Origin of the sequence: Actinokineospora auranticolor (assembly GCF_041897805.1) — a bacterium.
Classification (GTDB): Bacteria; Actinomycetota; Actinomycetes; order Mycobacteriales; family Pseudonocardiaceae; genus Actinokineospora; species Actinokineospora auranticolor.
In genome coordinates this window covers 114,999-139,321 of sequence record NZ_CP154825.1, presented here as the reverse complement: position 1 = coordinate 139,321, position 24,323 = coordinate 114,999, and the positions used below count along the sequence as shown (strand labels likewise).

General features: G+C 69.6%; 31 protein-coding genes. 15 read left to right on the top strand and 16 right to left on the bottom strand.

What is annotated here, in order from left to right:
* Nucleotides 1-30: 30 nt before the first annotated feature.
* Nucleotides 31-1,194, bottom strand: a complete 1,164-nt coding sequence (locus V5P93_RS00725; protein ID WP_104480924.1) for a glutathionylspermidine synthase family protein — start codon at nt 1,192-1,194, stop codon at nt 31-33.
* The gene (locus V5P93_RS00720) at nt 1,195-1,866 is read right to left on the bottom strand and encodes a hypothetical protein (RefSeq protein WP_245931470.1); all 672 of its coding nucleotides are present in this window, start codon (nt 1,864-1,866) and stop codon (nt 1,195-1,197) included.
* A gap of 192 nt (nt 1,867-2,058) precedes the next feature.
* Between V5P93_RS00720 and V5P93_RS00715 the strand changes: the two genes are divergently transcribed.
* The 6 genes from V5P93_RS00715 to V5P93_RS00690 are packed head-to-tail and all read left to right on the top strand — an operon-like array spanning nt 2,059 to nt 4,785.
* Entirely contained in the window at nt 2,059-2,967 is a 909-nt protein-coding gene (locus V5P93_RS00715) for a septum formation family protein (RefSeq protein WP_245931471.1), read from the top strand.
* A gap of 9 nt (nt 2,968-2,976) precedes the next feature.
* Nucleotides 2,977-3,315, top strand: a complete 339-nt coding sequence (locus V5P93_RS00710) for a metallopeptidase family protein (RefSeq protein WP_104480961.1) — start codon at nt 2,977-2,979, stop codon at nt 3,313-3,315.
* A 15-nt stretch (nt 3,316-3,330) separates the two neighbouring features.
* Nucleotides 3,331-3,471, top strand: coding sequence for a hypothetical protein (locus V5P93_RS00705; RefSeq protein ID WP_181043654.1), 141 nt, complete (start codon nt 3,331-3,333; stop codon nt 3,469-3,471).
* Complete coding sequence (locus V5P93_RS00700) at nt 3,468-4,067, top strand: DddA-like double-stranded DNA deaminase toxin (protein ID WP_146108175.1); 600 nt, start codon at nt 3,468-3,470, stop codon at nt 4,065-4,067. The genes V5P93_RS00705 and V5P93_RS00700 overlap by 4 nt, the downstream gene beginning before the upstream one ends.
* Nucleotides 4,064-4,498, top strand: coding sequence for an Imm1 family immunity protein (locus V5P93_RS00695; protein ID WP_104480927.1), 435 nt, complete (start codon nt 4,064-4,066; stop codon nt 4,496-4,498). Before V5P93_RS00700 ends, V5P93_RS00695 begins: the two co-directional genes overlap by 4 nt.
* Nucleotides 4,499-4,533: 35 nt before the next feature.
* On the top strand, nt 4,534-4,785 hold the full coding sequence (locus V5P93_RS00690; RefSeq protein WP_181043655.1) for an Imm1 family immunity protein: 252 nt from the start codon (nt 4,534-4,536) through the stop codon (nt 4,783-4,785).
* Between the two features lie 6 nt (nt 4,786-4,791).
* Here V5P93_RS00690 and V5P93_RS00685 read toward each other — a convergent pair whose 3' ends face one another.
* From V5P93_RS00685 to V5P93_RS00675, 3 genes are all read right to left on the bottom strand, one after another.
* Nucleotides 4,792-4,965 carry a DUF397 domain-containing protein gene (locus V5P93_RS00685; protein ID WP_104480929.1) on the bottom strand — a complete coding sequence of 58 codons (174 nt, stop codon included), beginning with the start codon at nt 4,963-4,965 and terminating at the stop codon, nt 4,792-4,794.
* Nucleotides 4,946-5,677, bottom strand: coding sequence for a DUF5753 domain-containing protein (locus V5P93_RS00680; RefSeq protein WP_219824065.1), 732 nt, complete (start codon nt 5,675-5,677; stop codon nt 4,946-4,948). The genes V5P93_RS00685 and V5P93_RS00680 overlap by 20 nt, the downstream gene beginning before the upstream one ends.
* Nucleotides 5,678-5,925: 248 nt before the next feature.
* Nucleotides 5,926-7,182: an IS4 family transposase gene (locus tag V5P93_RS00675; protein ID WP_374066635.1), complete on the bottom strand. Its 1,257-nt coding sequence runs from the start codon at nt 7,180-7,182 to the stop codon at nt 5,926-5,928.
* 352 nt (nt 7,183-7,534) lie between these two features.
* Here V5P93_RS00675 and V5P93_RS00670 point away from each other — a divergent pair, with 352 nt between their 5' ends.
* Entirely contained in the window at nt 7,535-7,738 is a 204-nt protein-coding gene (locus tag V5P93_RS00670) for a hypothetical protein (protein ID WP_104483380.1), read from the top strand.
* Here V5P93_RS00670 and V5P93_RS00665 read toward each other — a convergent pair.
* Nucleotides 7,735-8,370, bottom strand: coding sequence for a response regulator transcription factor (locus V5P93_RS00665; protein ID WP_104483381.1), 636 nt, complete (start codon nt 8,368-8,370; stop codon nt 7,735-7,737). The two genes, V5P93_RS00670 and V5P93_RS00665, sit on opposite strands and share 4 nt — an antisense overlap.
* Nucleotides 8,367-10,073, bottom strand: coding sequence for a sensor histidine kinase (locus V5P93_RS00660; RefSeq protein ID WP_181043947.1), 1,707 nt, complete (start codon nt 10,071-10,073; stop codon nt 8,367-8,369). Before V5P93_RS00660 ends, V5P93_RS00665 begins: the two co-directional genes overlap by 4 nt.
* A gap of 159 nt (nt 10,074-10,232) precedes the next feature.
* Here V5P93_RS00660 and V5P93_RS00655 point away from each other — a divergent pair, with 159 nt between their 5' ends.
* From V5P93_RS00655 to V5P93_RS00645, 3 genes are read left to right on the top strand one after another with little or no spacing between them, the layout of a single operon-like run.
* Entirely contained in the window at nt 10,233-10,424 is a 192-nt protein-coding gene (locus V5P93_RS00655; protein WP_146108397.1) for a hypothetical protein, read from the top strand.
* A gap of 45 nt (nt 10,425-10,469) precedes the next feature.
* Nucleotides 10,470-10,838, top strand: coding sequence for a PASTA domain-containing protein (locus V5P93_RS00650; RefSeq protein WP_245931790.1), 369 nt, complete (start codon nt 10,470-10,472; stop codon nt 10,836-10,838).
* A 21-nt stretch (nt 10,839-10,859) separates the two neighbouring features.
* Nucleotides 10,860-11,213, top strand: a complete 354-nt coding sequence (locus tag V5P93_RS00645) for a nucleotide pyrophosphohydrolase (protein ID WP_104483383.1) — start codon at nt 10,860-10,862, stop codon at nt 11,211-11,213.
* A gap of 133 nt (nt 11,214-11,346) precedes the next feature.
* Here V5P93_RS00645 and V5P93_RS00640 read toward each other — a convergent pair whose 3' ends face one another.
* The 3 genes from V5P93_RS00640 to V5P93_RS00630 all read right to left on the bottom strand — a co-directional run bounded on the left by V5P93_RS00640 (nt 11,347) and on the right by V5P93_RS00630 (nt 13,799).
* The gene (locus tag V5P93_RS00640; protein ID WP_104483384.1) at nt 11,347-12,006 is read right to left on the bottom strand and encodes a sigma-70 family RNA polymerase sigma factor; all 660 of its coding nucleotides are present in this window, start codon (nt 12,004-12,006) and stop codon (nt 11,347-11,349) included.
* 160 nt (nt 12,007-12,166) lie between these two features.
* Nucleotides 12,167-12,769, bottom strand: coding sequence for a glucosaminidase domain-containing protein (locus tag V5P93_RS00635; protein ID WP_104483385.1), 603 nt, complete (start codon nt 12,767-12,769; stop codon nt 12,167-12,169).
* Nucleotides 12,770-12,842: 73 nt separating this feature from the next.
* Nucleotides 12,843-13,799 (bottom strand): SDR family NAD(P)-dependent oxidoreductase, encoded by a 957-nt coding sequence (locus V5P93_RS00630; protein WP_104483386.1) that lies wholly within the window; start codon nt 13,797-13,799, stop codon nt 12,843-12,845.
* Nucleotides 13,800-13,909: 110 nt separating this feature from the next.
* On the opposite strand from V5P93_RS00630, the gene V5P93_RS00625 reads away from it, so the two are divergent.
* Entirely contained in the window at nt 13,910-14,812 is a 903-nt protein-coding gene (locus tag V5P93_RS00625) for a diiron oxygenase (RefSeq protein WP_104483387.1), read from the top strand.
* Nucleotides 14,813-15,083: 271 nt separating this feature from the next.
* Here V5P93_RS00625 and V5P93_RS00620 read toward each other — a convergent pair whose 3' ends face one another.
* On the bottom strand, nt 15,084-15,695 hold the full coding sequence (locus V5P93_RS00620) for a DUF4232 domain-containing protein (protein ID WP_104483425.1): 612 nt from the start codon (nt 15,693-15,695) through the stop codon (nt 15,084-15,086).
* Nucleotides 15,696-15,881: 186 nt separating this feature from the next.
* Here V5P93_RS00620 and V5P93_RS00615 point away from each other — a divergent pair, with 186 nt between their 5' ends.
* A complete protein-coding gene (locus V5P93_RS00615) occupies nt 15,882-17,231 on the top strand; it encodes an MFS transporter (RefSeq protein ID WP_104483388.1) in 1,350 nt (449 codons plus the stop codon).
* Nucleotides 17,232-17,279: 48 nt separating this feature from the next.
* Here V5P93_RS00615 and V5P93_RS00610 read toward each other — a convergent pair whose 3' ends face one another.
* From V5P93_RS00610 to pheA, 4 genes are all read right to left on the bottom strand, one after another.
* Entirely contained in the window at nt 17,280-18,086 is an 807-nt protein-coding gene (locus V5P93_RS00610; protein ID WP_104483389.1) for an ABC transporter permease, read from the bottom strand.
* Nucleotides 18,083-19,096 carry an ATP-binding cassette domain-containing protein gene (locus tag V5P93_RS00605; protein ID WP_181043948.1) on the bottom strand — a complete coding sequence of 338 codons (1,014 nt, stop codon included), beginning with the start codon at nt 19,094-19,096 and terminating at the stop codon, nt 18,083-18,085. The genes V5P93_RS00610 and V5P93_RS00605 overlap by 4 nt, the downstream gene beginning before the upstream one ends.
* A 137-nt stretch (nt 19,097-19,233) precedes the next feature.
* Nucleotides 19,234-19,836 (bottom strand): histidine phosphatase family protein, encoded by a 603-nt coding sequence (locus V5P93_RS00600; protein WP_181043950.1) that lies wholly within the window; start codon nt 19,834-19,836, stop codon nt 19,234-19,236.
* Between the two features lie 2 nt (nt 19,837-19,838).
* A complete protein-coding gene (gene pheA, locus V5P93_RS00595) occupies nt 19,839-20,777 on the bottom strand; it encodes a prephenate dehydratase (RefSeq protein ID WP_104483391.1) in 939 nt (312 codons plus the stop codon).
* 89 nt (nt 20,778-20,866) lie between these two features.
* Here pheA and V5P93_RS00590 point away from each other — a divergent pair, with 89 nt between their 5' ends.
* The 3 genes from V5P93_RS00590 (at nt 20,867) to V5P93_RS00580 (ending at nt 23,197) form a co-directional block, all read left to right on the top strand.
* Nucleotides 20,867-21,469, top strand: coding sequence for a macro domain-containing protein (locus tag V5P93_RS00590; RefSeq protein ID WP_374065138.1), 603 nt, complete (start codon nt 20,867-20,869; stop codon nt 21,467-21,469).
* A 155-nt stretch (nt 21,470-21,624) separates the two neighbouring features.
* Nucleotides 21,625-22,560 carry a type I pantothenate kinase gene (gene coaA, locus V5P93_RS00585; RefSeq protein WP_104483392.1) on the top strand — a complete coding sequence of 312 codons (936 nt, stop codon included), beginning with the start codon at nt 21,625-21,627 and terminating at the stop codon, nt 22,558-22,560.
* Nucleotides 22,561-22,567: 7 nt separating this feature from the next.
* Nucleotides 22,568-23,197 carry a response regulator transcription factor gene (locus V5P93_RS00580; RefSeq protein ID WP_104483428.1) on the top strand — a complete coding sequence of 210 codons (630 nt, stop codon included), beginning with the start codon at nt 22,568-22,570 and terminating at the stop codon, nt 23,195-23,197.
* On the opposite strand, the gene V5P93_RS00575 is transcribed toward V5P93_RS00580, so the two are convergent.
* Nucleotides 23,183-24,313, bottom strand: a complete 1,131-nt coding sequence (locus V5P93_RS00575) for a GAF domain-containing sensor histidine kinase (RefSeq protein ID WP_104483429.1) — start codon at nt 24,311-24,313, stop codon at nt 23,183-23,185. The genes V5P93_RS00580 and V5P93_RS00575 overlap by 15 nt on opposite strands.
* Between the last annotated feature and the right edge of the window lie 10 nt (nt 24,314-24,323).

The window sequence follows — 24,323 nt, the reverse complement described above, 5'->3', positions numbered from 1 at the left end:
TGTGGTCGGGGAGGTCCCCGGGACGGGTACTCACTGCGGGATCCGGTGCGGGACGAAGGCGGCGCCGTCGTCGGTGACCAGTCCCGAGGTCTCGCGGATGCCGAGCCCGGCCGCGCCGTCGCCGACGATCCACGCGCCCAGCGCGGGCCGGTAGCCGTCGAACTCGGGCAGCGGGTCGAACGCCTGGTAGACGTAGCCCTCGGCGCCGTAGACGCCGCCGGTCTGGGTCTCGTAGCCGGTGGCCACGATCTGCACGTTGCTGCCCTCGCGGCCCAGCTTCGGCTTGCGCACGTACTCGGTGAGCAGGCCGGGTTCGTCGAGGAAGGCGGGCAGCAGGTTCGGGTGCCCGGGGTACATCTCCCACAGCACCGCGAGGATGGCCTTGTTGGACAGCAGCATCTTCCACAGCGGCTCGACCCACAGGGTGCGCGGCTGCGACTCCACCACGCGGGTGCCGAAGTCCTCGGCCACGACCCACTCCCACGGGTAGAGCTTGTTCACCGTGGCCATCGGCGACTCGGCGAGGTCGACGAACCGGTTGAGCGCGCTGTCCCAGCCGATGTCCTCGATGGCCAGGCCGACGGTGTCCAGTCCGGCCTCGGCCGCGGTCTCCTGCAGGTAGGCGGTGGTCAGGTGGTCCTCGCCGGTCGGGTCGGCCGACGACCAGGTGAAGTGCACCTCGTTGGACGGCAGCAGCGCCGCCACCTCGCCCCACCGCTCGACCAGCCGCTCGTGCAGCGAGTTCCACTGGTCGTCGTCGGGGTAGACCTCGGTCTTCCAGTACCACTGCACGACGGCCGCTTCCAGCAGGGAGGTCGGGGTGTCGGCGTTGTACTCGAGCAGCCGGGCCGGGCCGGAGCCGTCGTAGCGCAGGTCGAAGCGGCCGTACACGTGCGGGTCGCGGCGCTTCCAGGACTCGGCGATGTGCGGCCAGGTCCACTCGGGGATGCCGAAGGCGCGGTAGCGCTCGGTCAGCACGATGTTGTCGACCGCTTCGAGGCACATCGAGTGCAGCAGTTCGACGTCGGCTTCGAGCGAGAGCACCTCGTCCATGTCGAAGGCGTAGTGCACCGACTCGTCCCAGTACGGGCGGGAGCCGCCGTCGCCGTAGCGGGCGGGGCTGCCGAACACCAGGCCCTGCGACTCGATCTTGGCCCGCCAGTCCGGTCGGGGGGTGGAGCGTTCCCGACGCACTCAGCTGCCCCCGCTCTTGCCGCCGCCGCTGACGCCGAGGCCGCCGCGCGAAACGGACTTGCCGGAGCTGGTCTTGACCGAGGTGTCGGCGGACGGGGCCACGTAGGTCCCGCCGGTGGCCTTCTGGCCCACGGACCCGGAACCGCCGTAGTTGTAGCGGTAGGAACTTCCACCGATGTAGATGAACCCGCCGCTGTGGTAGCCACCGTGCGAGGTGGCGTAGCCGTCGTCGCAGTAGTCGTCGTCGACGACGACGCCGTTCCCGTCGACGCAGCGCGCGGTCACCTCGTCCGGTGTGGACGCGGCGTAGATCACGGCGACCAGCGCCACGACGCCGACGGTGACCCCGGAGCCGATGAGGAGGCGCTTGCGCTTCTTGCGCTTGCGCTCGGCCTCGTCGATCGCGGCCTGCTCCTCCTCGCGCTGCTTGCGCAGGGCCTCCCGGCGGGCGCGTTGTTCGGCGACCGAGGGTTGCTTCGGCTTGGTGGTGCCGTCCTGGTAGTTGACCGATCCGCGCTTGCGCGGCTCGGTCGCGCCCTCCTCGGCCTCGGGCGGCACGTACGGCGGCGGGCTCGATTCGCCCCCCGCCGGGCCGTCGACCTGCGGTTTCGGCTCTGGCTCCGCGGGGACCGGCCGGTCGCCGGGGTCCTGCGGCCTGTCGTTGTCAGTCATGTACCACTCCCGGGGCGCACCCTAGCTGACCAGCGCCATCGACACCGGATGTTTGTCCTGATCGCAACCTGGGTGCCTCCCGTTCCGCTCCCGTGGCCGCGCCCGGGGAGCGGACACGGCATCATGGAGTAGATGTCTGGACGCGGCGACTGGTTTCGGTCGAATGACCCGACGGCGAGGACTCGGCTGATCATGGCCGGGGCGTTCGTCGGATCGCTGCTGCTCATGGGCAGCAGCACGGTGTTCTCGTGGCCCGTGAAACTGGGCTCCGCGCCGGTCAGCGCGGAGGAGGAGCGCCAGGCGGCGTTCGACTCGCCCGCGGGCAGCTGTCTGACGTGGACACCGCCGGACGGAACGGACATGAAGCGCGTCGACTGCGCGCAGCCCCACCTGTTCGAGGTGACGAGCAACGTCGACATCACCGGCGACTACCCGCCGGACGTGGCCCCACCCGACCTGGCGCGCTGGCAGCAGATCGCGAAGGCCAAGTGCACCCCGGGGGTGACGGCGTACCTGGGCGGCAAGCTGGACCCGTTCGGGAAGTACACGGTCAACGCGCTGAAGCCGAGCGAGGCCCAGTGGCAGGACGGCGACCGGAAGCTGCGGTGCGGTGTGCAGCGCACCACACCGTCGGGGGGGCTGCTGACGAGCACGGGTTCAGCCGCCGACGCGGACCAGTCCAATGTGCACGAACCGGGCACCTGCCTCGCACTGGACAACCAGAAGATCGGCGACCCGCTCCCGTGCGACCAGGAGCACGCGTACGAGATCGTGGGCACCGTGGACCTGGGTTCGGCCTTCCCGGGCGACTCGCCGACGAAGGACGCCCAACTGGAGAAGGCCGGTGAACTCTGCGTCGAGGTCACCAACACCTACACCGGCGGCACCGACCTCGCGGCGAAGGGCCTGACCCCGTACGCGGACGCCCTGGAACCCGAGAGCTGGGCGGCGGGCTCGCGCAAGGTCGACTGCAAGGTGGGCGCCCGCCTGGCCGACGGCTCGGGCCTGGCCCCGGTCACCAACAGCGTCCGCGGCACCCCGACCGAGTCGACCGCGCCGACCACCACCACCCCCGCCCCCACCACGACCCCGACGGGCTGAGGCGTGGACATGCCGCGCGACCGGTTCGAAGAGCTGGTCGCCGAAGCCCTGGACGAGATCCCCCGGGAGCTGGCGAAGGCGATGGACAACGTGGTGGTCCTGGTCGAGGACCGCGACCCGCACGACCCGACCCTGCTGGGCCTCTACCACGGGATCGCGCTGACGGAACGGACATCGCTGTACAGCGGTGCGCTGCCGGACCGGATCTTCATCTACCGGGAAGCGATCCTCGACATCTGCGAAACGGAAGATGACGTGGTCGAGGAGGTGGCAATTACCGTCGTACACGAAATTGCCCACCACTTCGGAATAGACGACGCAAGACTTCACGAATTGGGCTGGGGCTAGCTACCCTCGGCCTCGATGTCCATCGAGACCGAACTCGACGCCCTACGGACAACCCAAACCCAACTCCGCCGCCTGGCTCAGGCGGTCGGAGCAGCTGAAGCACACCTGAACGAGACCATCTACGGGGTTCTGGCAGTCCTGGGCAAAGCCGAGTGATCCTCACCCTTGAGGCGATCCAGGCCAGGTTCGTCGAACTACGCGACCTCCTCACCCGAACCGACCACCAACTCTCAACAGCAATCGCCCACCACGCCGGCACCACCACACCACCGCCCCCGGCCGCCCCCACCCCGTCATACACCGAGAACAAACACGGAGACCGGTACCCCGAAGAAGCAAACCCCTACCACGACTGGCTCCCACCAAGAGTCAGCCGAACCGACGTGAACCCACCGATGACCGGCTACGTTTTCCTCAACGGCCGGAGCACCGGAGAAATCGGCGCGACTCGCTTCGACCCATGGGCAGAAGCCATGGTAGAAAGGCTCGAAGAACTCGACCTTCCCGACGCGATTGACATTCACCACCATGTAGAAATGAAGGTGGTAATAATGCAGATCCAGAACGGGGCAACACACGGACAGGTGATCATCAATCACGCCCCCTGCGGCACCCGACGGAGAAGCCCGAGACCTACCTGCGACAGCACGCTACCCAAAGTTCTCCCAACAGGGTATAGCATGACGGTGTTGGGAACCGACGCCAGCGGCAATCCATTCAAGAAGACATACCACGGAAGGGCACCCAGGTGACCGCCGAGCAGATGCCTCTTCTCGAAGAGGAATTCATCGCAATTGATGAGATCGCCCAGGGCGTCGATTTGGTTGCCGCCGTGCGCGAACTGAACGACAGCGGGGTGAAGAAGCCCTGGGCGTGGGTGCTCGCTTCGAATTGGGAAGAACTGGGCGAGGGTGAGATCCGGAGTTCGATGATGTTCGGCGTGAACAACGATCGCGGGATTCTCGCATGGCGACAGGGGTGGGAAGCATCCGTGCCGACCATCGGCGTAGGGACAGAATGGACGACCGTATACCTCGGTGGGATGTACGACTCGTCCGCCCAGCCAGGGTCTGATGTGCCGATCGAGATCGTTTACCAGGCTGTCGAGGAGTACTTGGCCACCCGAGAGCGACCCACGTGTGTGGAGTGGCGGCGCGGAGAGATCGCGCCCAGGCGCCGATGAGCACGGAGCCGATTTCCCTCCTTAGATTCGAGTGCATGGCGATCGACGAAAACGACCGTGGGATTCTCTGCCGGGAGCAGGGGATGGAGGCGTATGTGCCGACCATCGGCGTGGGCGACGAGTGGACGAGCGCGTACCTCGCCGGACTGCACGAATCGCCCGCCCAGCCTGGGTCCGATGTGCCGGTGGAGGTTGTCTACCAGGCGGTTGGGGAGTATTTGGCTACCCGGGCACGACCCACGTGCGTGGAGTGGCGGCGCGAGGAGGTCATGCCCGGGTATATGTGAGGGTGGTTAGACCTCGGACAAGAACTTCTGCCACTCGGTGTGGCCGAAGCGGAGTGCGGGGCCTTCGTTCTGCTTGCTGTCCCGGGTGAGGACGGTGGTCGGGTTCAGGAATGCCACCTCGACGCAATTGGCTGTGCCGCACCGGCTGCTCTTGCGCCAACTAGCCTCGGGTCGCTTCATCTAGAAAGTCCTTCCCTGCTTGCCGGATCCACGCGACGCTCGTCTTTTCGTCGAGGGCTGCCGTCCAGATGCGCTGGAAGGCCGTGGAGTAGTTGTCGATCTCGTCTGGCTTGTCGAGGTAGAGATCGCCGGAGAAGTTTTCCACATGGACGACCGGGGGCTCTCTGTCGGTGTCTCCGGGGAAGCGGAACAGGATGAACGGCCCGGTGACCAGGCCGTGGTTCATGCCTGCGCCGAACGGCATGACTCGCATGGAGACGTTGTCCAACTCGGCAGCTGCCGCCAAGTGGAGGAGCTGTTCGCCCATCACCGCCGGCCCACCGACCGGACGGCGCAGGATGGTTTCGGCCAGCACCACCGAGATCGTGGGACGCGCGGTCGTCCGGGCGAGCAACGGTTGTCGCGCCAGCCGCAACGTCACGCGGCGGTCCAACTCTTCATCGCTCCACTTGCCGTTGTGGGAGCTGATTATGTTGCGCGCGTAGTCAGGGGTCTGGAAGAGGCCGGGAACCACGTCCGACTGGAACCACTGCAGTGAAGAGGCAGCCTCCTCCAAACCGATGTAGAGCGCGAACCCGTCCGGGATCGAATCGCTGTACGCGTGCCACCAGCCATGGCTTTTGGTCTTCTTGGCCAGGCTCTTGAGCATCTCCGTCACCTCGGCCGACGCGCCGTACACGCGGCACATCGCCTCAGCGTCGAGGCTGCGCATGGAGGTCTGCCCGGTCTCGATGCGCCAGAGCTTGGCCTCCGACCCAATGCCACTAACTTAGGCTAGGTGCGAGGATTCTGATGGTGGCCGGACCCTGATGTCGAACGCCTTGATGTTTGCCCTTTTTGGTGGGGTAGCGTTTATGGCGTCCACGTTTGGCCACACGGGGGTACGTTCGGTGCCTTCGGGCCGCGAGGTGTCTCTCGTTGATTTCCGCGCGGGTCTCCGATAACGCTCTCGCTTGGCGTTCAGGGGGAAAAATCCGCCTCGGCGGGGACCTGGCGTCGGATGACTCGAAGAGACCGCATGAAGGACAGTCGATCAGGGTCGACGTCGGCCTCGTCGGCCGCCGAGCACATCAAACGCCGAATGCCATAGTGTGCGAGCAGGAACGCCCACAGTTCCTGACGCACCATGTCGGGCGATCTCGACCGCAGCGTCTTACCCGATCCTTGTTGATGGGTCTTCATCTCATCGATCAAACCCTCGCATTCCCAGCGTTCATGGTAGGCGAGAGCCAATTCCATGGCGGTCGCCTCGGCCGGGTCGAGAATCGACGTCACCACGCACACGACCTCGGCTGCCCCGTCACCCGCCCGGTCGGGAACCTGATATTCGACCACCCGAACAGGTTGCGCATCCTCGGAACGACAATCCTCGCCGCGGCGGGCCTTCTCGATCAGCCGATCCCGGCGCCCTCGGCGCACGGCCGAACTGACCAGGATCGAGCGATACGAACCGTCGGGCAACCACTCCAACACCGGCAACGTGACAGCCGAACTCACTCTCCACAGCAGGTCAGCGCCAGTACGACGGAACTCGTTCCACAGATCGAAACCGTAGAATCCCCGATCTGCGATCACCAGCATGTCCGGCTCGACAGACCCGATGATGTCTCTCGCGAGAGTTTTCTCGCTGGTCAGGCACCCGGCGATCGCGGCCCCCACGATCGCGCGGGAACCACACTCGCCCAACACGATCATCAACGCCTGCGGAAACGCGGACTCGACCGACTGATTACGCTGTCGACCGAACTCCGCCGCGTTCTCGGGCGTATCCGGAACATCCACGGAGAACCCATCCATCGCCATCAACCGACGCGACGCCAACCACGCCCCTGTGGCGCCCCGCCCCGCCACCGGAACAGCGACCCGCTCAAACAACAGACTCAACGGCTCGACCCCCAACCGCTTCCGAGCCTTGGAAATAGCCGCCGTCGAGGGAACATTCCACTCACCACGCCACGAACCCATAGACCGCAACGACCCAACAAGCTTCCGCATCACCTCCTCGTAATCATCATCGAAAAACAGGCACATCCCCAAACAAAACCGCACCACCACATGCGCGGGAAGCAACCGAGACCGCAACTCGCGACGGCCCGTCTCGTTCAACACATCCTCGATCACATCTCGAGGAAAAACCTCCGCCAACACACCCAACGAGATCCGATCGGTCAACCGAACAGCCGACGAATCAACGACACCACCACGAACCTGCACCACGCGAGCCACCCGAAAATAATAGCAGCTTCTTGCTTAAGTTAGTGGCATTGGGCCTCCGACCACTCCAGGGCGGTCGCCGCAGCCTTGACGGTGAGGCGGGCTTGGCCGCGGAGGTCGCGGAGGTGTCGACCGAGTTGCCTGCGGGGGACGGTCGACCCGGTCGTGCCTTCGGTCAATTTCCAGCCTCTCAGATCGGGGAGATGTTTCACCCGATCTGAAAGTATCGGAGCACTCCTGCTGAAATGCAATCTCTGAATGAGCATCCTTTCGGGTGAAAGCCCGATCTGAAAGCTTGCATCCCGAGCACTCACATCCTTGTATTGCGGCGTTCCCACTCACGCAGGAGGAATCCATGGACAGCAACTTCACCGTCAACGCCTGGGCACGGGTCGACGACGGATGTGACATCTCCTTCGCCCCCGACGGAGCCAAGGCCATGTCGCTGCACTTCGGTGGGCGCTTCGAGAGCTTCGAGATCACCTTCGGGATTCAGGGCCTTGAGCGGCTCATCGACGTCGCCACCCAGGCCCGGGCCGAACTGGCCAAGTCGGCCTAGTCGCCCATCAATCCGGTGCGCCAGGCCCAGGCGGCGACTTCCACCCGGTTGCGGGCGCCGATCTTGGTCTGCACCGCGGCCAGGTGGGTCTTCACCGTGGACAGCGACAGGAACAGCTCCTGCCCGATCTCGGTGTTCGTCAGCCCCCTGGCCGCCGCCCGGACGACCTCCGTCTCCCGCTCCGTCAGCGGGTTCGGCCCCTTCGACGGTGCGGCGAAGTGCTTCAGCAGCCGCACCGTGATCTGCGGGGAGACCAGGGCGTCTCCCCGGCTGGCGGCGCGGACCGCCTCCATCAGCAGGGCCGGGCCCGCGTCCTTGAGCAGGAAGCCGCTGGCACCGTTGGTCAACGCCGTGTGCACGTACTCGTCCAGGTCGAACGTGGTCACGACGACGACCTTGAGCGGCTCGGCCACGTCCGGTCCGGCCAGGGTCTTGGTCACCGCCAAGCCGTCCAGGCCGGGCATGCGGATGTCGACCAGGCACACGTCCGGGCGCAGTTCCCGCGCCTTGCGCACCGCCGAGATGCCGTCGGCGACGTCGGCCACCACGGTCATGTCGTCCTGGGTTTCCAGGATCATCCGGAAACCGGCGCGGACCATCTCCTGGTCGTCGGCGATCAGGATGCGGATCACAGGTCCTCCCGGCGCAGGGGGAAACGGGCGTCTACCACCCAGCCTGCCTGTTCGCCCGGTCCCGCCTCGAACCGGCCACCCAACAGGTCTATCCGCTCGCGCATCCCCACGAGCCCGTATCCGCCTGTACCGCACGCCGGTTGGGGGTTTTGTGTTGTCGCGTCGTCGACGACGCGTAGGTGCAGGTCGTCGCCGTCAGTCCTAATCGTGACTTCGACGGACTTCGCGTCGTGGGCGTGCTTACCGATGTTGGTCAGGGCCTCTTGCACTATCCGCAGCACGGACCTTCCTGCTTCGGGCGGTAGCGACGGGGGCAGCTCCACGTCCATCACCACGACCGGGCCGGGGAAGTTCTCGGCGAGGGCCCGCAGGTCGAACGCCAGGTCCATGGTCGCCTGGCCCTCCGCCCCCGCGACCGGCGCGCCGCGCATGCTGCCGACCAGCATCCGCATGGCGGCCAGCGCCTCGATGCCCGCGCCCTCGATCCGGTCCAGCGCCGACACCGCCGCCTGCGGGTTGGTCTCCCCCACCAACCGGGCGGCCTGGGCGGCGACGACGATGCCGGTCACGTGGTGGGCGACCACGTCGTGCAACTCCCTGGCCAGCGCCATCCGCTCGGCCTGCTGCGCGCCGGTCACCGCGACCTGCACGGTCCGGGTGCGTTCGCGGTCCCGCGCCCGGAAGTACTCGCCCGTCGCCGCCGCGACCACCAGTAGGAAGGCGGCGACCAGCAACGCCTCCCGCATGCCCCCCGTCCGGGTCATGGACAGGGTGAACACGTCGATCCCGACGAGCGCGCCGGCACCCCACACCGCCCGCTCCCGGTCGACGTAGCGGACGAGGTAGCAGACCAGCGCCATGTGCGCGGCGACGACGGTGGTCGGCACCGGCAGCGGCGGGGAGTCGCCGTCGGCCAAGCCGAGGGAGACGTGCGCCGCCAAGCCGAAGCCGACGAGCGCCGCGGCGACCACCGCCCACTTCAGCGGGTTCATCGGACCGAGCACCGCGCACACCGCCGTGGCCAGCATGAGCGCCAAGGGGAGCAGGGAAACCACGCCCGTGCCGTAGTAGTCGCTGACGGTGTTCACCAGGTCGAATACCGTCAGCAGGAGCAAGGCACCAGCCATCGGCCACTGCCTGCGGACCAGCTGCCGAATGGCGGGCGGCATTCCCCGGCCCTCGTGGGCGCGCAGGGCGAAGCCCGCGACGACCGCGCACAGCAGCACCAGCAAGCCCATGCTCCCCGAGATGAGCAGCTGCTGCCCCCCCGAATAGCTGGGGTACAGCGTGCGGAAGTTCGCGAGCTCGGTCTGCTGCCGAATCCCCAGGGCGCCGATACCCGCCGCACCCAGCAGGGCCACCAAACCGGAGGCGACCCACCCCCGGCACCGCCACACCACCATGACGACCAGCGAGGCACCCCCGACGACCTCCGGCATGGTCAGGTGATCGATGGTGAACCGGCCGGACGGGACCGCCCCGAGGGCGTGCATCGCGGCCGACCCGGCGATCACCCACGCCGCGCCGACCATCGCACCCCACACCGGCTGGTACAGCGCCAACACCACGCACATGAGCAGCGGTACCGGCACGAAGGCCGTCACCGCGTTCACCTGCCCCAGCGTGAACTGCGCCAAGTCGAACAGGTACGCCGCGGCCACCGCGCCCGCCACCCACAGCCGGGCGGACCTTAGGAGCTCCATGAGCCACAAAAGTAAGACCACGGGCCGATGCCCGCCTCAGTCGTGCGGCGCGTCCGCATCGGCCGATCGGCTGACCCGGCCGCGACCGGGCCCGGCCGAGCGGTGTAGGCGGGAATGGGCCATCGGCCGATTCGCGCGCATCCCCGCTCCGAACATGCTGTGAGCAGGACGAACTACGAGCCTTCGGGGGACGACATGCTGTGGAGCTGGATCGGACTGGGTGTGGTGTTGCTGATGGTGCTGGCCTGGGGGCCGACGATCGTCCCCAAGCGCCGGGCGCGCGGGGTCGTGGCGGGAACGATCACCGCGGCTGAGCACGGGATCGGTGGCGGGAACGATCACCATCGGTGATCATGGAAGGGTCCCCACCTCGACCTAGGGGGTCCTATGCGCCGCATGTGCGCTGTCCTGTCGCTCGCCCTCGTCGCACTGGCCGGGTGCGTGGACGGCAAACCCGGCCCGCCCGGCACTACCGCGCCGACCGGGGGCGCGCCTGCCAGCGCCACCATGCCGCCCGTCTCGTTCCCGGGGACCTCGGCCAAGGCGGCCGCTGTGCCGAACGTGGTCGGCATGAACCACCAGAAGGCCCAGGACGCGATGCAGGCCGCGGGCTTCTACTTCCTCACCGAAGAGGACGCGACCGGCCGGGGCAGGCTGCTGATCAACGACAGCAACTGGGTGGTCGTCGAGCAGGTACCGGCGGCGGGCACCGTGATCCCGCAGTCGGACAAGATCCTGCTGCGGTCGAAGAAGAAGTCCGAGTAGCCCGTGCGCCAAGATGGGCGCGTGACCCTGGAAGAGCTCTCCGCCCGCCAACGCGCGTTCAGCGACGCCCGCGCCTGGGGCCCGTTCCACACCCCGAAGAACCTGGTCATGGCGTTGTCCGGGGAGGTGGGCGAACTGACGGAGCTGTTCCAGTGGCTCACCCCGGACGAGGCAACCGCCGCACCGGACGACCCGGCGACCCGTGCCCGCATCGAGGACGAGCTGGCCGACGTGCTGCTCTACCTCGTCCGGTTGGCCGACGTCCTGGGGGTCGACCTGCTCGCCGCGGGCCACGCCAAGATCGACCGCAATGAGGTCCGCTTCCCGGCGGGCGTGGGAAAGGGGGCGCTGGACAAGGTCGAGCGGGACAGCTGACCGGGTAGCGAGGCGACCGGCGCGGTGCGGTTCCCGCGCCGGTCGTGGCCCGGCCTCCCCCGCTCGGGCCACGACCGGCGGTCTCCCGCCCTCGGGTCTTCTCAGTGACGTCCCGGCGGCACCCCGCGTTGCCTCAGACCCGCGCGACCGTCTTGCGCAGCCGGTTCAGCGCGCGGTGCTGGGCGACGCGGATCGCCTCGGCGGTGGTGCCGACGACGTCGGCGGTCTCCTGGGCGGACATGCCCATGACCACCCGCATGATCAGGATGTCGCGCTGGCGCTGGGTGAGCGTGCGCAGCAGGGCGCCGGTCTGCTCGGCCAGCTCGTGCCGCAGGGTGATCTGCTCCGGGCCGTCGTCCAGGCTCATCGTGTCCGGGGTCTCGGCGATCGGGTCGGACTTGTCGCGCGAGTTGGCGCGGTGCACGTCGGCGATCTTGTGCGCGGCGATGCCGTAGACGAAGGAGAGGAACGGCCTGCCGAGCTGCTGGTAGGTCGGCAGCGCGCGGAACACCGCGACGCACACCTCCTGGGCGACGTCGTCGGCGCTGCTGAACGAGTGCGGCAGCCTGCCCAGCTTGGCGCGGCAGTAGCGCACGACCAGCGGTCGCAGGAAGATCAGCAGTTGCTCGGTGGCGCAGGAGTCGCCCGTGATCGCGGCGGCGACGACGGTGTCGAGGTTGTCGCGGTCCGCGGGGGTCGGCGTGCGGACCCCGTAGGTGGCTTGCTCGGGCACGCTGACCAGCGACGCCTCGAGGGCGGCAAGCTCATCGTCCAGCTCCACCGTGCACAACATCGCGTTCCTCCCGCGCCAGGGCGTTGTCTCTCACCCCTAACAGAGCGCGGTGCCCCGGACGAAATACAGGACGACCGGCCCTATTTTCGGCGCGTTCGTCACGTCTTCGTTACTTTTAGACGGAAAGCGATGAAGCGGTTACCGAGAGGTACGGAAATGCCTACGGCAGCGGCCGGTCGAGCCGGTAGAGGTCGTTCTCGTCCATGATCCGGATGACCTTCGCCGCGTAGTTCGGATCGGTCGCGTACTTGCGCGCCACCGCGGTGACGAAGGCCCGCGGGTCACCGGCCAGCGGGCGCGCCTCGGCGTAGTTCGCGCTGGTGGAGAGCACGCGGCCGTAGTCGCGGAAGGACGCCTGCAGCGAGTCGTAGACCCGGAACAGCGCCTGCACCTGGTGGCAGTCGGGGGTGCATTCGGAGGTCGGGTAGTCGTGGCAGCCGATGGCGATCGGGCCCGGCTTGTCGCCCAGGCACTTGAATCCGAAGAAGTTTCTGTCGTTGACCGCCAACCGGCTTTGCCCCCACGACGACTCCAGGATCGACTGGCCCGCCGTGACCGACGCCGGGACGCGGAACTCCCCGGCCACGGCCCGCGCGATCGGCTCGATGGTCCGCAGGAACTCGCCGTCGGAGGTGCGCAGCGCTTGCTCGTGCACCGCGGCCTGGTCGACCACGGCGGGTCGGGCGCCCGCGGGTTGGGCGGGCAGCAACGCGCAGGCCGCGAGCGCGAGCGCCCCGACCGCATGAACAAGGTGTCGTCTCATGCGATCGAGCGTCAGACGGCCGGGGCGGGCTCGCAATCCGGGGTCACCCGGTCGAGCGACCAGGTCCGGCCGACTAGATCACCAGGCCGGTCTCCTCGACGCAGAGGTCCCAGAGGCGCTTGCGGGCCTCGGGGGTGTCGTGCTGCCAGGGGAGGTAGTGGGTCGGGCGGACGCGGCGGTCGTGCCAGAAGTGGCCGGACGCGCGGGTCGGCTCGTCGGCGGCGGCGAGCCAGACGATGGTGTCGGCGCCCTGGTCGGGGGTGCGCAGGAGCGGGCCCATGATCTTGTTGAAGCCGGGCAGCGACCCGGTGACGCCGGGGGTGTCGGCCCAGCCGGGGTGGGTGCTGTGCACGGTGACGCCGTCGTCGGCGAGGCGGGCGGCCCACTGCTCGGCGAGCACGACCTGCATGCGCTTGGTCCGCGCGTACGCCTTGGCGCCCGCGTACTCGCCCTCGCGGTACTGGGGGTCGTCGCTGCGCAGCTTCGCGGTGTACATGCCGCCGGAGCTGACGAAGACTACCCGGCCACGCGCGGCGGCGAGGGCGGGGCGGAGCAGGCCGGTGAGCAGGAACGGGCCGAGGACGTGCGTGGCCAGGGTGGTCTCGTTGCCCTCGGGCGTCTCCGCGCGCGACGGCGGCAGCGCGCCCGCGTTGTGCACGAGGACGTCGAGGGTGTCCGGGGCGAATCCCTCGGCGAAGGCGCGGACGTCGGCGAGGCTGGAGATGTCGCAACGGTGCACTTCGAGGTGCGCCTGCGGGATCTCGTTGACGATCTCCTGCCGGGCTTGCTCGCCCTTCTCCGTGTTGCGAACGACCAGGTGCACGCTCGCACCGAGCCGGGCCAACCCCGCAACAGCGGCCTTGCCGAGCCCGGAGTTCGCACCGGTGACCAGCGCGGTCTTGCCCGCAAGAGCGCCGGGCGCCGGGTCGGCGGGCCAGAACCGGCTGCGCACCGCGTACCCGATCTTCGAGTAGCCGGGCACCACGGTGCGGTCGAGCACCGTGTCGAGGACCTTCGTGGCAGTGCTCATGCCGGTCAACGCTAGTCGCCGCGGCGGTGGTCGACCGCTTGACAACCGGCCCGGGACCGATCAACCTGGACGACAAGTAACTGTTACTACTAGTTACATGTGAGGCGATCATGGCCCGTGCGCTACGCCCCAAGGACCGCGACCAGGTCGGCGCCCGCCTGCTGGAAGCGTCGGTCCGCAACACCTACGACCCGCACCTGGACATCGACTGGGCGGCGCCGCTGGCGGCGGACAAGGCGTACATGCCGCTGGAGCGGGTGTCGCTGTACGGCACGGCGCTGTGGGAGCGGCTGACGCCTGCGCAGCGGATCGAGCTGTCGAAGCACGAGATCGCCAGCATCGCGAGCGTGGGCCTGTGGTTCGAGATCATCCTGATCCAACTGCTCGTCCGCTACGCCTACGACCTGGACCCGCGCAGCCCGCACGCCCAGTACGCCCTGACCGAGGTCGGCGACGAGACCCGCCACTCGATCATGTTCGCCAAGGCCATCGAACGCTTCGGCGTCCCGAACTACGGCCCGGGAAGACTCCTGCACAACCTGGGCCGCGTCTACAAGACGATCGCGGGCGGGCCGTCGATGTTCGCTTCGGTGCTGGTGGCGGAAGAGGCGACAGACCGGCTACAGCGGTCCACTATGGACGACCCGGAGATGCAACCGCTGATCCGGATGGTGAACCGGATCCACGTGATCGAGGAGGCCCGGCACGTCCGGTACGCGCGGGAAGAGGTGGTCCGCTCGACACCGAAGCTCAACCGCGCGGAACTGGAATGGCACCGCGTTATGACGGCGGCAACCGCCATCGCGGTGATGGACGCCTTGGTACACCCACGGGTCTACCGCTCGGTGGGGATCGACCCGCGCGAAGGACGAGCGGCAGCCTTGGCCAACCCTCACTTCCGCGAAACCAGGCGCTGGATGGTCGAGAAGGTCATCGACTTCCTGACGGAGACCGACATGATCGGCGGCCCGTCCAAACGCCTCTGGCGGCGCGCGGGCTTGCTCCGCAGCTGATGGGCGGCAATTGATCAAGGCGTGCCTCCGACCCCCGATTTCCATTCTACCGGCGGGCACCGACAGGTTCGGCCAAAGATGATCAAGCCTGTGGACAACCGGTTCGGGTGTGGGCACGGTCGCTCGGTTCGTGCGAGATGGCGTGGCCGCGACCTGTCGTGTTGATCGACGCGCACCTCTGGCCCCGGTATCCATGCCAGTGGCGGGTACCGACAGAAGCGGGTGCTGATGATCAAGCCTGTGGACAACTCGACGGGTTGGGCGGGAAGGGTTACGAGACGACCGTGTGGACGGTCAGCTGGTTGCCCGGGGGTGTGCCCGCGCAACCGGTGCCTGCGATCGGGACGAAGGCCGATGCCGTGTCGTGGGGTGGGTAGACGCGCAGGCCTCGGACTTCCGTTGGTTTGCAGACCGCCGGGTCGTAGTTGGCTACGTTGACGAAACCGACGGCCGCCGTGGCGTCTTGGCCTGGGGCCAGGGTGATCGGGCCGCCCTTGGCTCCCTCGCGGAAGGCGGCCGGGCCTACCTGGTGGCCGTCCTCACCTGCCACATAGGACACCCCGGGGAAGCCTTGGATGACGCAGGTTCGTCCACCCTTGTTGGTGAAGACCAGGATTCGGTAGACGGTTCCGGCCGCCGCGTCCCCGTCGCGGAGGGTCAGGGTGAGGTCGTCGACCTTGCAGTACCACTCGGCCGGGCTCTCGTCGCCGCCCCCGGGGGCGGCGCCCTCGGTGGTGGTGGGTGGGGCGGCTGTCGTCGCGGTGGCGCTGACCATCGGAACCGATGGTGGGGGCGTGGCGGATTGCTGCTTGCCACAGCCCGCCACCAGGCACGTCAGCGCCAGCGCGGTCCCGATCCCCAAGCGGTTGGTTGCCCACCTCATGACCACACGATGGGCCACTCTTCCACTGACCGCCACCTGGGCGGGGTTCACAACGGTGAACCGGGCTTGGTAAGAATTGCCGCCCATTCGGGGGTAGTTACCCGCTGAGCGCGGACAGTAGCGTCGCGGCATGGCGGGACCTGCGTCGACACGATTATCGCCCGTCGCTAGCAGGGGGGCGGCGGCTTGAGGGGTTCACCTGATCGACGGCTGGGGTGGCTGCTGTCCTCCAGCGCGCTGTCCAACCTGGGCGACGGCATCGGGAAAACCGCCTTCCCGCTGCTGGGTGCCAGCCTGACGCGCGATCCGGTGCTCATCGGTGGCCTCTCCGCCACCGCGTTCCTCCCCTGGTTGTTGTTCTCCCTGGTCAGCGGCGCCATGTTGGACCGCGTCGACCGGCGTAGAGCGATGTTGCTGGCCAACTCGGCCCGCGCCGCGCTGGTCGGCGCGCTGGCCCTGCTCGTGCTGTTCGACGCGACGACGATCTGGTTGCTCTACGTCATGGCGCTGCTCATCGGCACCGTCGAGACCGTGGCCGACAGCGCGGCGCAGGCGCTGATCCCCGCCGTGGTCTCGCGGTCCGGACTGGAGTCCGCGAACGGGAAGCTCCAGTCCGCCGAGATCGTCGGCCAGACCTTCCTCGGCGGCCCGCTCGGCAGCCTCACCTTCGTCGCGGGCGCGTCGCTGCCCTTCCTGCTCAACTCCGTCGGCTTCGCGCTCGCCGCGCTGTTCCTGCTCGCCATCCGCGGCCAGTACCGGCCCCGGGTCGTCGGGCCCGCCCCGCGGCTGCGCACGCAGCTCGGCGAGGGCCTGGGCTGGGTTCGTCGACGCCCGTTGATGGTCCGGCTGCTCGTCTTCGCCGCCGCGCTGGCCGCGATCTCCGAACTGGCCCAGGCGCTGCTGGTGCTCTACGCGCTGGACGGGCTGCGCCTCAACGAGGCCGCGTTCGGCGTCTTCGCGCTCGTCGGCGGGGTCGGCGGTCTGCTCGGCGCGGCCCTCACCGCGCGGTTGACCAGGGCGATGCCGCGGCGCACGGTGCTGGCGCTGTCAGTCGTCGGCTGCGGCGCCGCGTTCACCGCCATGGGCCTGGTCACCGAACCGATCAGCGCGAGCATCCTGTTCGGCCTCTTCGCCGCCTGCATCGTGGTGCTCAACGTGATCATCGGGGCGCTGCGGCACGCGCTGATCCCCGAGCACCTGTTCGGCCGGGTCCTCGGCGTGTGGCGGACGGCGGTCTGGGGCGCGATCCCGGTCGGCGCGCTGCTCGGCGGCGCGCTCGCCGCCTGGCTGGACGTGCGCGCGGTCTTCCTCGTCTCCGGCGTGCTGCAACTGGGCCTCGCGGGCGCGCTGTGGCTGGTCCTGGGCCACTACCAGCGCGAGATCGCCGCGCTCGACGCCGACGAACCCGAACCGGACGACCCCGAGCCGATCCGGCACGAGCAGGTCATGCCCGCGCCCACCCCGGAACCGACGCGGCCCGAGCCCACCCCGGCCAGGGAACCCGTCGCGGACGAGAGCGCGACAGCCGGGGCATAGCAACGGGGGCGGCACCGAAGCACCGCCCCCGTCGACCAAGCCGCGGACCTACTTGCTGGCCACCTTGCGGTACTTCGACACCGCGAGCGGCGCGAAGATCACCAGCACCCCGATGCACGACAGGATCGCGTACAGCACCGCGTGCTGCGCGGGCCACACGTCCGAGGTCGCGAGCACGCCCGGCCGCTGGTTGCCGAACAGGTCGCGGGCCGCGTCGGCGACCGCGGTGATCGGGTTCCACTCGGCGATGACCTTGAGCGGGCCCGGCATGCTCGACGCCGACACGAACGCCGACGAGATGAAGCTGACCGGGAACATCCAGATGAACCCGGCGCTCTGCGCGACCTGGACGCTGCCGGACACCATGCCGATCCACGCGCCGATCCAGGACATCGCGAAGGAGAACAGCAGCATGATCGCGTACGCGGCGACCGCCTCCAGGAAGCCGCCGCTGATCCGCCAGCCCACGATCAGGCCGCAGATCGACATCACGACCAGCCCTAGCGCGCTCACCACCAGGTCGGAGGTGGTGCGCCCGATCAGCACGGCCGAGCGGGACATGGGCAGCGACCGGAACCGGTCGATGACGCCCTTCTCCAGGTCGGCCGCCATGCCGATGGTGGTGTAGGCGGAGTTGAACGCGACCGTCTGGGCGAAGATGCCGCCCATCAGGAACTGCCGGTACGCGTCCGGGTCGTCGCCGATGCTGTTGCCGAACACGAACGCGAACAGCAGCACGAACATGATCGGCTGGAGGGTGGCGCCGAGCAGCAGGTCCGGCTGGCGGCGCACGTTCATCAGGTTGCGCCAGGTGACCACACTGCTGTCGCGGGCGCCCGCGGTGATGACGCTCATCGGGACTTCGCCTTCCTGCCCTTGCTCTTGCCTTCCGGCTCGGCGGGCTGCTCCTCCTCGGCCGCGTGGCCGGTCAGCGAGAGGAACACGTCGTCGAGGGTGGGGCGGTGCAGCGCGACGTCGAGCACGTTCACGCTCTCCTGGTCGAGCCTGCGCAGCGCCTCCACCAGGGACTTCGGCCCGGTCTCGACCTTGACGTGGACCCGCCGCTGGTGCTCCTCGACGACCGGCTCGTCCGCGCCGACCTCGGCGAGGACGCGGGCCGTGGCGGGCAGCTCGGCCGCCTCCGCGACCACGATGTCCAGCCGCTCGCCGCCGACCTGCGCCTTGAGCTGGTCGGCGCTGCCGTTGGCGATGACCTTGCCGTGGTCGATGACCAGGATCGTGTTGGCCAACTGGTCGGCCTCTTCCAGGTACTGGGTGGTCAGCAGCACGGTGGCGCCGTCGGCGACCAGCTCACCGATGACCTCCCAGGTGTCGAGGCGACCGCGCGGGTCCAGCCCCGTGGTCGGCTCGTCGAGCACGACCACCGCGGGCTCGGCGACCAGCGCGCCCGCGAGGTCGAGCCTGCGGCGCATGCCGCCGGAGTAGGTGCGGGCGGGCCGGTCGGCCGCGTCCTGCAGCCGGAACCGGTTGACCAGCTCCTTCGCCCGGGCGCGGGCGTCGCTGGTGCTCATCCCGTAGAGCCTGCCGACCATGTACAGGTTCTCGTTGGCGGTCAGGTGCTCGTCGACGGCCGCGTACTGCCCGGACAACCCGATCGAGCGACGGACCGCGTCCGGGTCGGCGAGCACGTCGTGGCCCGCCACGAACGCCCGGCCGGAATCCGGTCGCAGCAGCGTGGTCAGGATGCGTACGGTTGTGGTCTTCCCGGCGCCGTTGGGGCCGAGCAGACCGAGGACTGTGCCTGCGGGGATCTCTAGGTCGACTCCGTCGAGGGCGCGGGTGGACCCGAAGGTCTTCACCAGCGCCTCCGCGCGCACGGCGATAGAGGACGCGGGCGGGGGCATGTGCCCTCCCTGGATAGTCCGATTGGGTTACGGGCCAGCAGGGTAGACCCGCGCACTGACAAACGCGGTGCGATTTTCCCACACCGGACATAACCCACAAGGCCGATCACCCCGACCGGGTGGTCACGCCGGGTTCGCTAGAGGTCCACTCCGGTCCACTCCAGGCAGTGCCAGCCCGCGTCCCGGGGCTCCAGCAGCACGTGCCCGGTGTTCGGCAGCAGCTTCGCGCCCGCCAGCCGCGCGCCGACGTTGTCGGCCAGCCACTCGGCGCCCAGCCGGATGATCCCGCCGTGGCTGACCACGACGACCAGCCCGTCGTCGTGCTTGGCGCAGATCTGCTCCAGTGTGGACAGATACCGCGCGCGCAGCTGCTCCCCCGACTCCCCACCGGGCATCGACGCCGCGAGGTCGCCCCGCGTCCACCGGTCGTACACCAGGCCGAAGCGCCGCAACGAGTCCTCGTCCGACAGTCCCTCCAGGTCACCCACCTGCAGCTCGTGGATGCCCTCGACGACCTCGACGGCCAGCCCGTGCCGCCGGGCCACCGGCGCGGCGGTTTCCTGTGCCCGCACGGCGATGCTCGCGTAGACGGCCACCACCCGGTCCCCGGCGAGCCGGTCGGCGAGCGCCGACGCCTGCCGGTGCCCCATCTCGGTCAGCGACGGGCCGGGCGGCCGGGAGTCGAGGGCGTGGCGGAGGTTGGACGGCGTTTCCCCGTGGCGGGTGAGCATCAGGCGCACGGTCATACGTTCTCCCCGCGCGCTATCGCCGTTACCCACGCGGCGGAATCGGCGTAGTCCGAGTCGCGGAAGGGCGATTCCACGGCCGCCGCAACGCCTTCCGCCTTCGGGTACGAGCCGAGGAACAACACGTGTTGACTCCGCCTGCGCAGCGCGGCGAGCGCGTCGGCCACCCGCTGCTCGCCGATGTGGCCATCGAGGTCCAGGTAGAAGCGGTACTCGCCGAAGCGGTCGCGCAGCGGGCGGGACTCGATGCGGGTCAGGTTGAGACCGCGCGTGGCCAGCTCGGCCAGCACCGCCGCGAGTTCACCCGGTCGGTGGGACACCACCAGGATCACCGACGTCCGGTCGGCGCCCGTGGGCGCGGGCGGCGCGGTGGGGCGCGACAGCAGCAGGAACCGGGTGATCGCGTCCGACTCGTCGGCGACGCCGGTGGCCAGCACGTCGAGTTCGTAGTGCCTGCTCGCCACCGGCGCGGTCACGGCGGCGTCGAACTCGCCCTTGACCACGCCCACCGCGGCGGCGGCCGTCGAGGCCGCGACGCGCGGCTCGGCGTTGGGCAGGTTCGCGCGCACCCACCGCTGCACCTGGGCCAACGCGTGCGGGTGACTGGCCACCGTGCGCACGTCCGCGGCAGCGAGGCCGGGGCGGACTAGCACGGAGAACCGGATCGGCAGCAGGTGCTCGGCCAGCGCCACCACCGGCCGGGTGGCTGTGTCCGTGGTCAGCAGGTCGGCGGCCAACGAGTCCATGGTGGCCGACACCGCGCCCTCGATGGAGTTCTCCACCGGCACGCACGCCAGGTCGGTCCTGCCCGCGCGCACCGCGGCCACCGCGTCCGGGATGGTCGGCATCGGCAGCAGGTCCGCGTCGGGCGCCAGCGCCCGGGCGGCTTGCTCGGTGAACGTTCCCTCTGGCCCGAAGTAGGCGATGCTCGGCACCCGACCACAGTACGCAGTGGGCGCGGAACGGGTGTGGCGGTTGCCAAACGGCGGTTACCCGGGTGTCCGACAAGTGCCATGCTGGAACCGTGACCGCGGATTCGGACACCGGGATGGCGGCGGCGCCCCGCCGGGTCGCCGGCGCACTCGAGCTGGTGCTGTGCGCGCGGGAGGAACCGCTGGCCGACGTCTGGGACGAGGTCGCCGCGCAGCGGCCGGACATCCGGGTGCACCGGGGCTCCGTCCTCGACGTGTCCGCCCAGGCGGTGGTGTCGCCCGCCAACTCGTACGGGTACATGCGGGGTGGCATCGACGCCGTCTACGCCCAGCGGTTCCCGGCGGTGGAGCAGCACGTGCGCAGCGCGGTCCTGGCCCTGCACGGCGGCGAGCTGCCGGTGGGCGAGGCGCTGATCGTGCCGACCGGCACCGACGAGCCCGCCTGGCTGATCACCGCGCCGACCATGCGCGAGCCCAGCGAGTCGCTGGCGGCCGAGACCGTGCACCCGTACCTGGCGGCCCGCGCGGTGTTCCGGCTGTGGCGCGACGGCGCGCTGGAGGACGGCACGCCCGTGCGGGCCGTGGTCGGCACCATCGCGACACCCGGGTTGGGCACCGGTGTCGGCGGGGTACCCCCGCAGGTGTGCGGGCGACAGGTGGCGGCGGCCTGGGACGCCGTGTTCGGCGCGGCGTGACGCCCCGCCGCGCGGGCGCCATGTCAAATACGCGCGCACGTCACGTGCGCCACACCTCCAGTCCGTCCGACGGTGCAGTGCGTCACAGCGCTTGACCCACAGGAGCGCCTACGTTGACGCGGGTAGGCCCCACTTCCCAGCGCGAGGAGGCGCACATGGCGCGGGTGCGCGAGCTGAGCCCGTACGTCGAGCTGCGCCGCGAGCAGTGGCGGGAGCTGCGCGAGGCAACACCGCTGCCGCTGACCCTGGAGGAGCTGGTCGCGCTGCGCGGCCTGCGCGACCCGGTCGACCTCGACGAGGTGGTCGACGTCTACCTCCCGCTCTCGCGGCTGATCTCCCTGCAGGTCGCGGCCCGCCAGCGGCTCTACGACGCCACGGTCGAGTTCCTCGGCGAGGACCGCCGCACCGCGCCCAAGGTCCCGTTCGTCATCGGCGTGGCGGGCAGCGTCGCGGTCGGCAAGTCGACGACCGCCCGGCTGCTGCGCCTGCTGCTGGCCCGCTGGCCCGACCACCCGCACGTGGACCTGGTGACCACCGACGGCTTCCTGTTCCCGGCGGCCGAGCTGACCCGCCGGGGTCTGATGAGCCGCAAGGGCTTCCCGGAGAGCTACGACCGGCGCGCGCTGCTGCGGTTCGTCTCCGAGGTGAAGGCGGGCGCGGAGGAGGTGCGGGCGCCGGTCTACTCGCACCTGGCGTACGACATCGTGCCCGGCGAGGAGCAGGTGGTCCGCAAGCCGGACATCCTGATCGTCGAGGGCCTCAACGTGCTGCAACCGGCCGCCCGGCTCGCGGTGTCGGACCTGTTCGACTTCTCCCTCTACGTCGACGCCAACCCCGAGGACATCGAGCGCTGGTACATCGACCGGTTCCTGGCCCTGCGCGGCACGGCCTTCGCGGACCCGGCCTCGCACTTCCACCACTACGCCCGGCTCACCGACGAGCAGGCCCAGGCCGAGGCCCGCACGCTGTGGCGGCAGATCAACGAGCCGAACCTGATCAACAACATCCTGCCGACCCGGCCGCGGGCCACCCTGGTGCTGCGCAAGGGCCCCGACCACCGGATCAGCCGCGTCCGGCTCCGTAAGCTCTGATCCCGTGATCCGCGTGCTGCTCGTCGACGACCACGAGGTGGTCCGGCGGGGCCTGCGCGACCTGCTCGACGGCGAACCCGGCATCGAGGTCACCGCCCAGGCGGGCACCGTCGCGGAGGCGCTGACCAGGGCGACCGCCACCCCGGTCGACGTCGCGGTCGTGGACGTGCGGCTGCCCGACGGCGACGGGGTGTCGCTGTGCCGGTCGCTGCGGTCGCTGGACCCCGCGCCCGCGTGCCTGGTGCTGACCGCCTTCGACGACGAGCAGGCGCTGGTCGAGGCGATCATGGCGGGCGCGGCGGGCTACCTGCTCAAGCAGGTGCGCGGCCAGGACCTGGTCAACGCCGTGCGGGAGGTGGCGGCGGGCCGGTCGCTGCTGGACCCGGTGACCACCGCGCGGGTGCTGGACCGGATGCGCCGCAAGGACGAGCTGGCGTCGTTCTCCGAGCGGGAGCGGGCGGTGCTGGAGCTGGTCGGCGAGGGCATGTCGAACCGGGAGATCGCCGAGCGGCTGTTCCTGGCGGAGAAGACCGTGAAGAACTACGTGACCTCGGTGCTGGCCAAGCTCGGGCTGGAGCGGCGCACGCAGGCGGTAGCGTGGTTCGCCCGCAGGCAGCAGGGGTCAGGCCCGCGGTAGGGGGACCTGCCAGGTCACCGTGGTGCCGCTGCGGGGCGAGGAGCGCACCTCGCAGACACCGCCCACCTGCTCGGCGCGTTCCCGCAGGTTCTTCAGGCCGCGCTGGCTGACGCCCCGCGGGATGCCGCAGCCGTCGTCGGCCACGGTGAGGCGGAGGTTGTGCCGGTCGCGGCGCAGGTGCACGGCGACGCGCAGCGCGCCCGCGTGCCGGACGACGTTGGACAGCGCCTCCCGCAGCGCGGCGCGGAAGTGGTCGGCGATCTCGGGCGGGACGTCGGCGATGTCGTCGGTCAGGTCGACCGACGGCTCGAAGCCGAGCAGCTCGCGCGCCGTGGCGACCTCCGCGCGGACCGACTCGGCGAGGTCCGCTGCGGGCGGCTTCGGGTCGGGGTTGCGCAGCGTGCGGACCACGGAGCGGACGTCGGCGATGGCCGCGTCGAGCTGGTCGACGGCGTCGGCGAGCCGGGTCGCGTCGGCGCGGGCCAGCCGCCGGGAGCGGCGGGACAGCAGGTCGAGCTGCATGCCCGCGGCGTAGAGGCGCTGGACGATGACGTCGTGCAGGTCGCGGGCGATGCGTTCGCGCTCCTCGTAGAGGCCGACGCGTTCGCGCGCGTTGTGCCCCTCGGCGAGGACGAACAGCAGCCCGGCCTGCGCGGCGAACGCGGTGAGCACCTCGACGGTGGCGCTGGTGAACGGCTTCGCGCTGCGCCTGCGGTAGACCGTGAGCGCGCCGAGCCGGGTCTCGCGGGTGCCGAAGGGGGCGGCGGCGAACGGGCCGTAGACGCGTAGTTCGGCGGGGACGTACGGGGCGGTGCGCGGGTCGGTGGTGACGTCGTCGGCCACGATCGGGACGCCGCCGCGCGCGACCCTCGCGGCGGAGGAGCGCGGCGACAGGACCAGGCCGACGGGGTCGGGCTCGCGCGCGCCGTGCGCGGCCTCGACGGTGAGCGACCCGTCCTCGGCGGCGGCCATCAGCAGGCCCAGGTCGGCCTCGGCGAGTTCGGCGGCGGCGCGGACGACGAGGTGCAGCACCGCGTCGGGGTCGTTGCCCGCCAGCGCCGCTGTCGCGATCTCGGTGGACGCAGTGAGGGTGCGCGCCGCAAGAGTGGGGTCCATGGCCTTCATG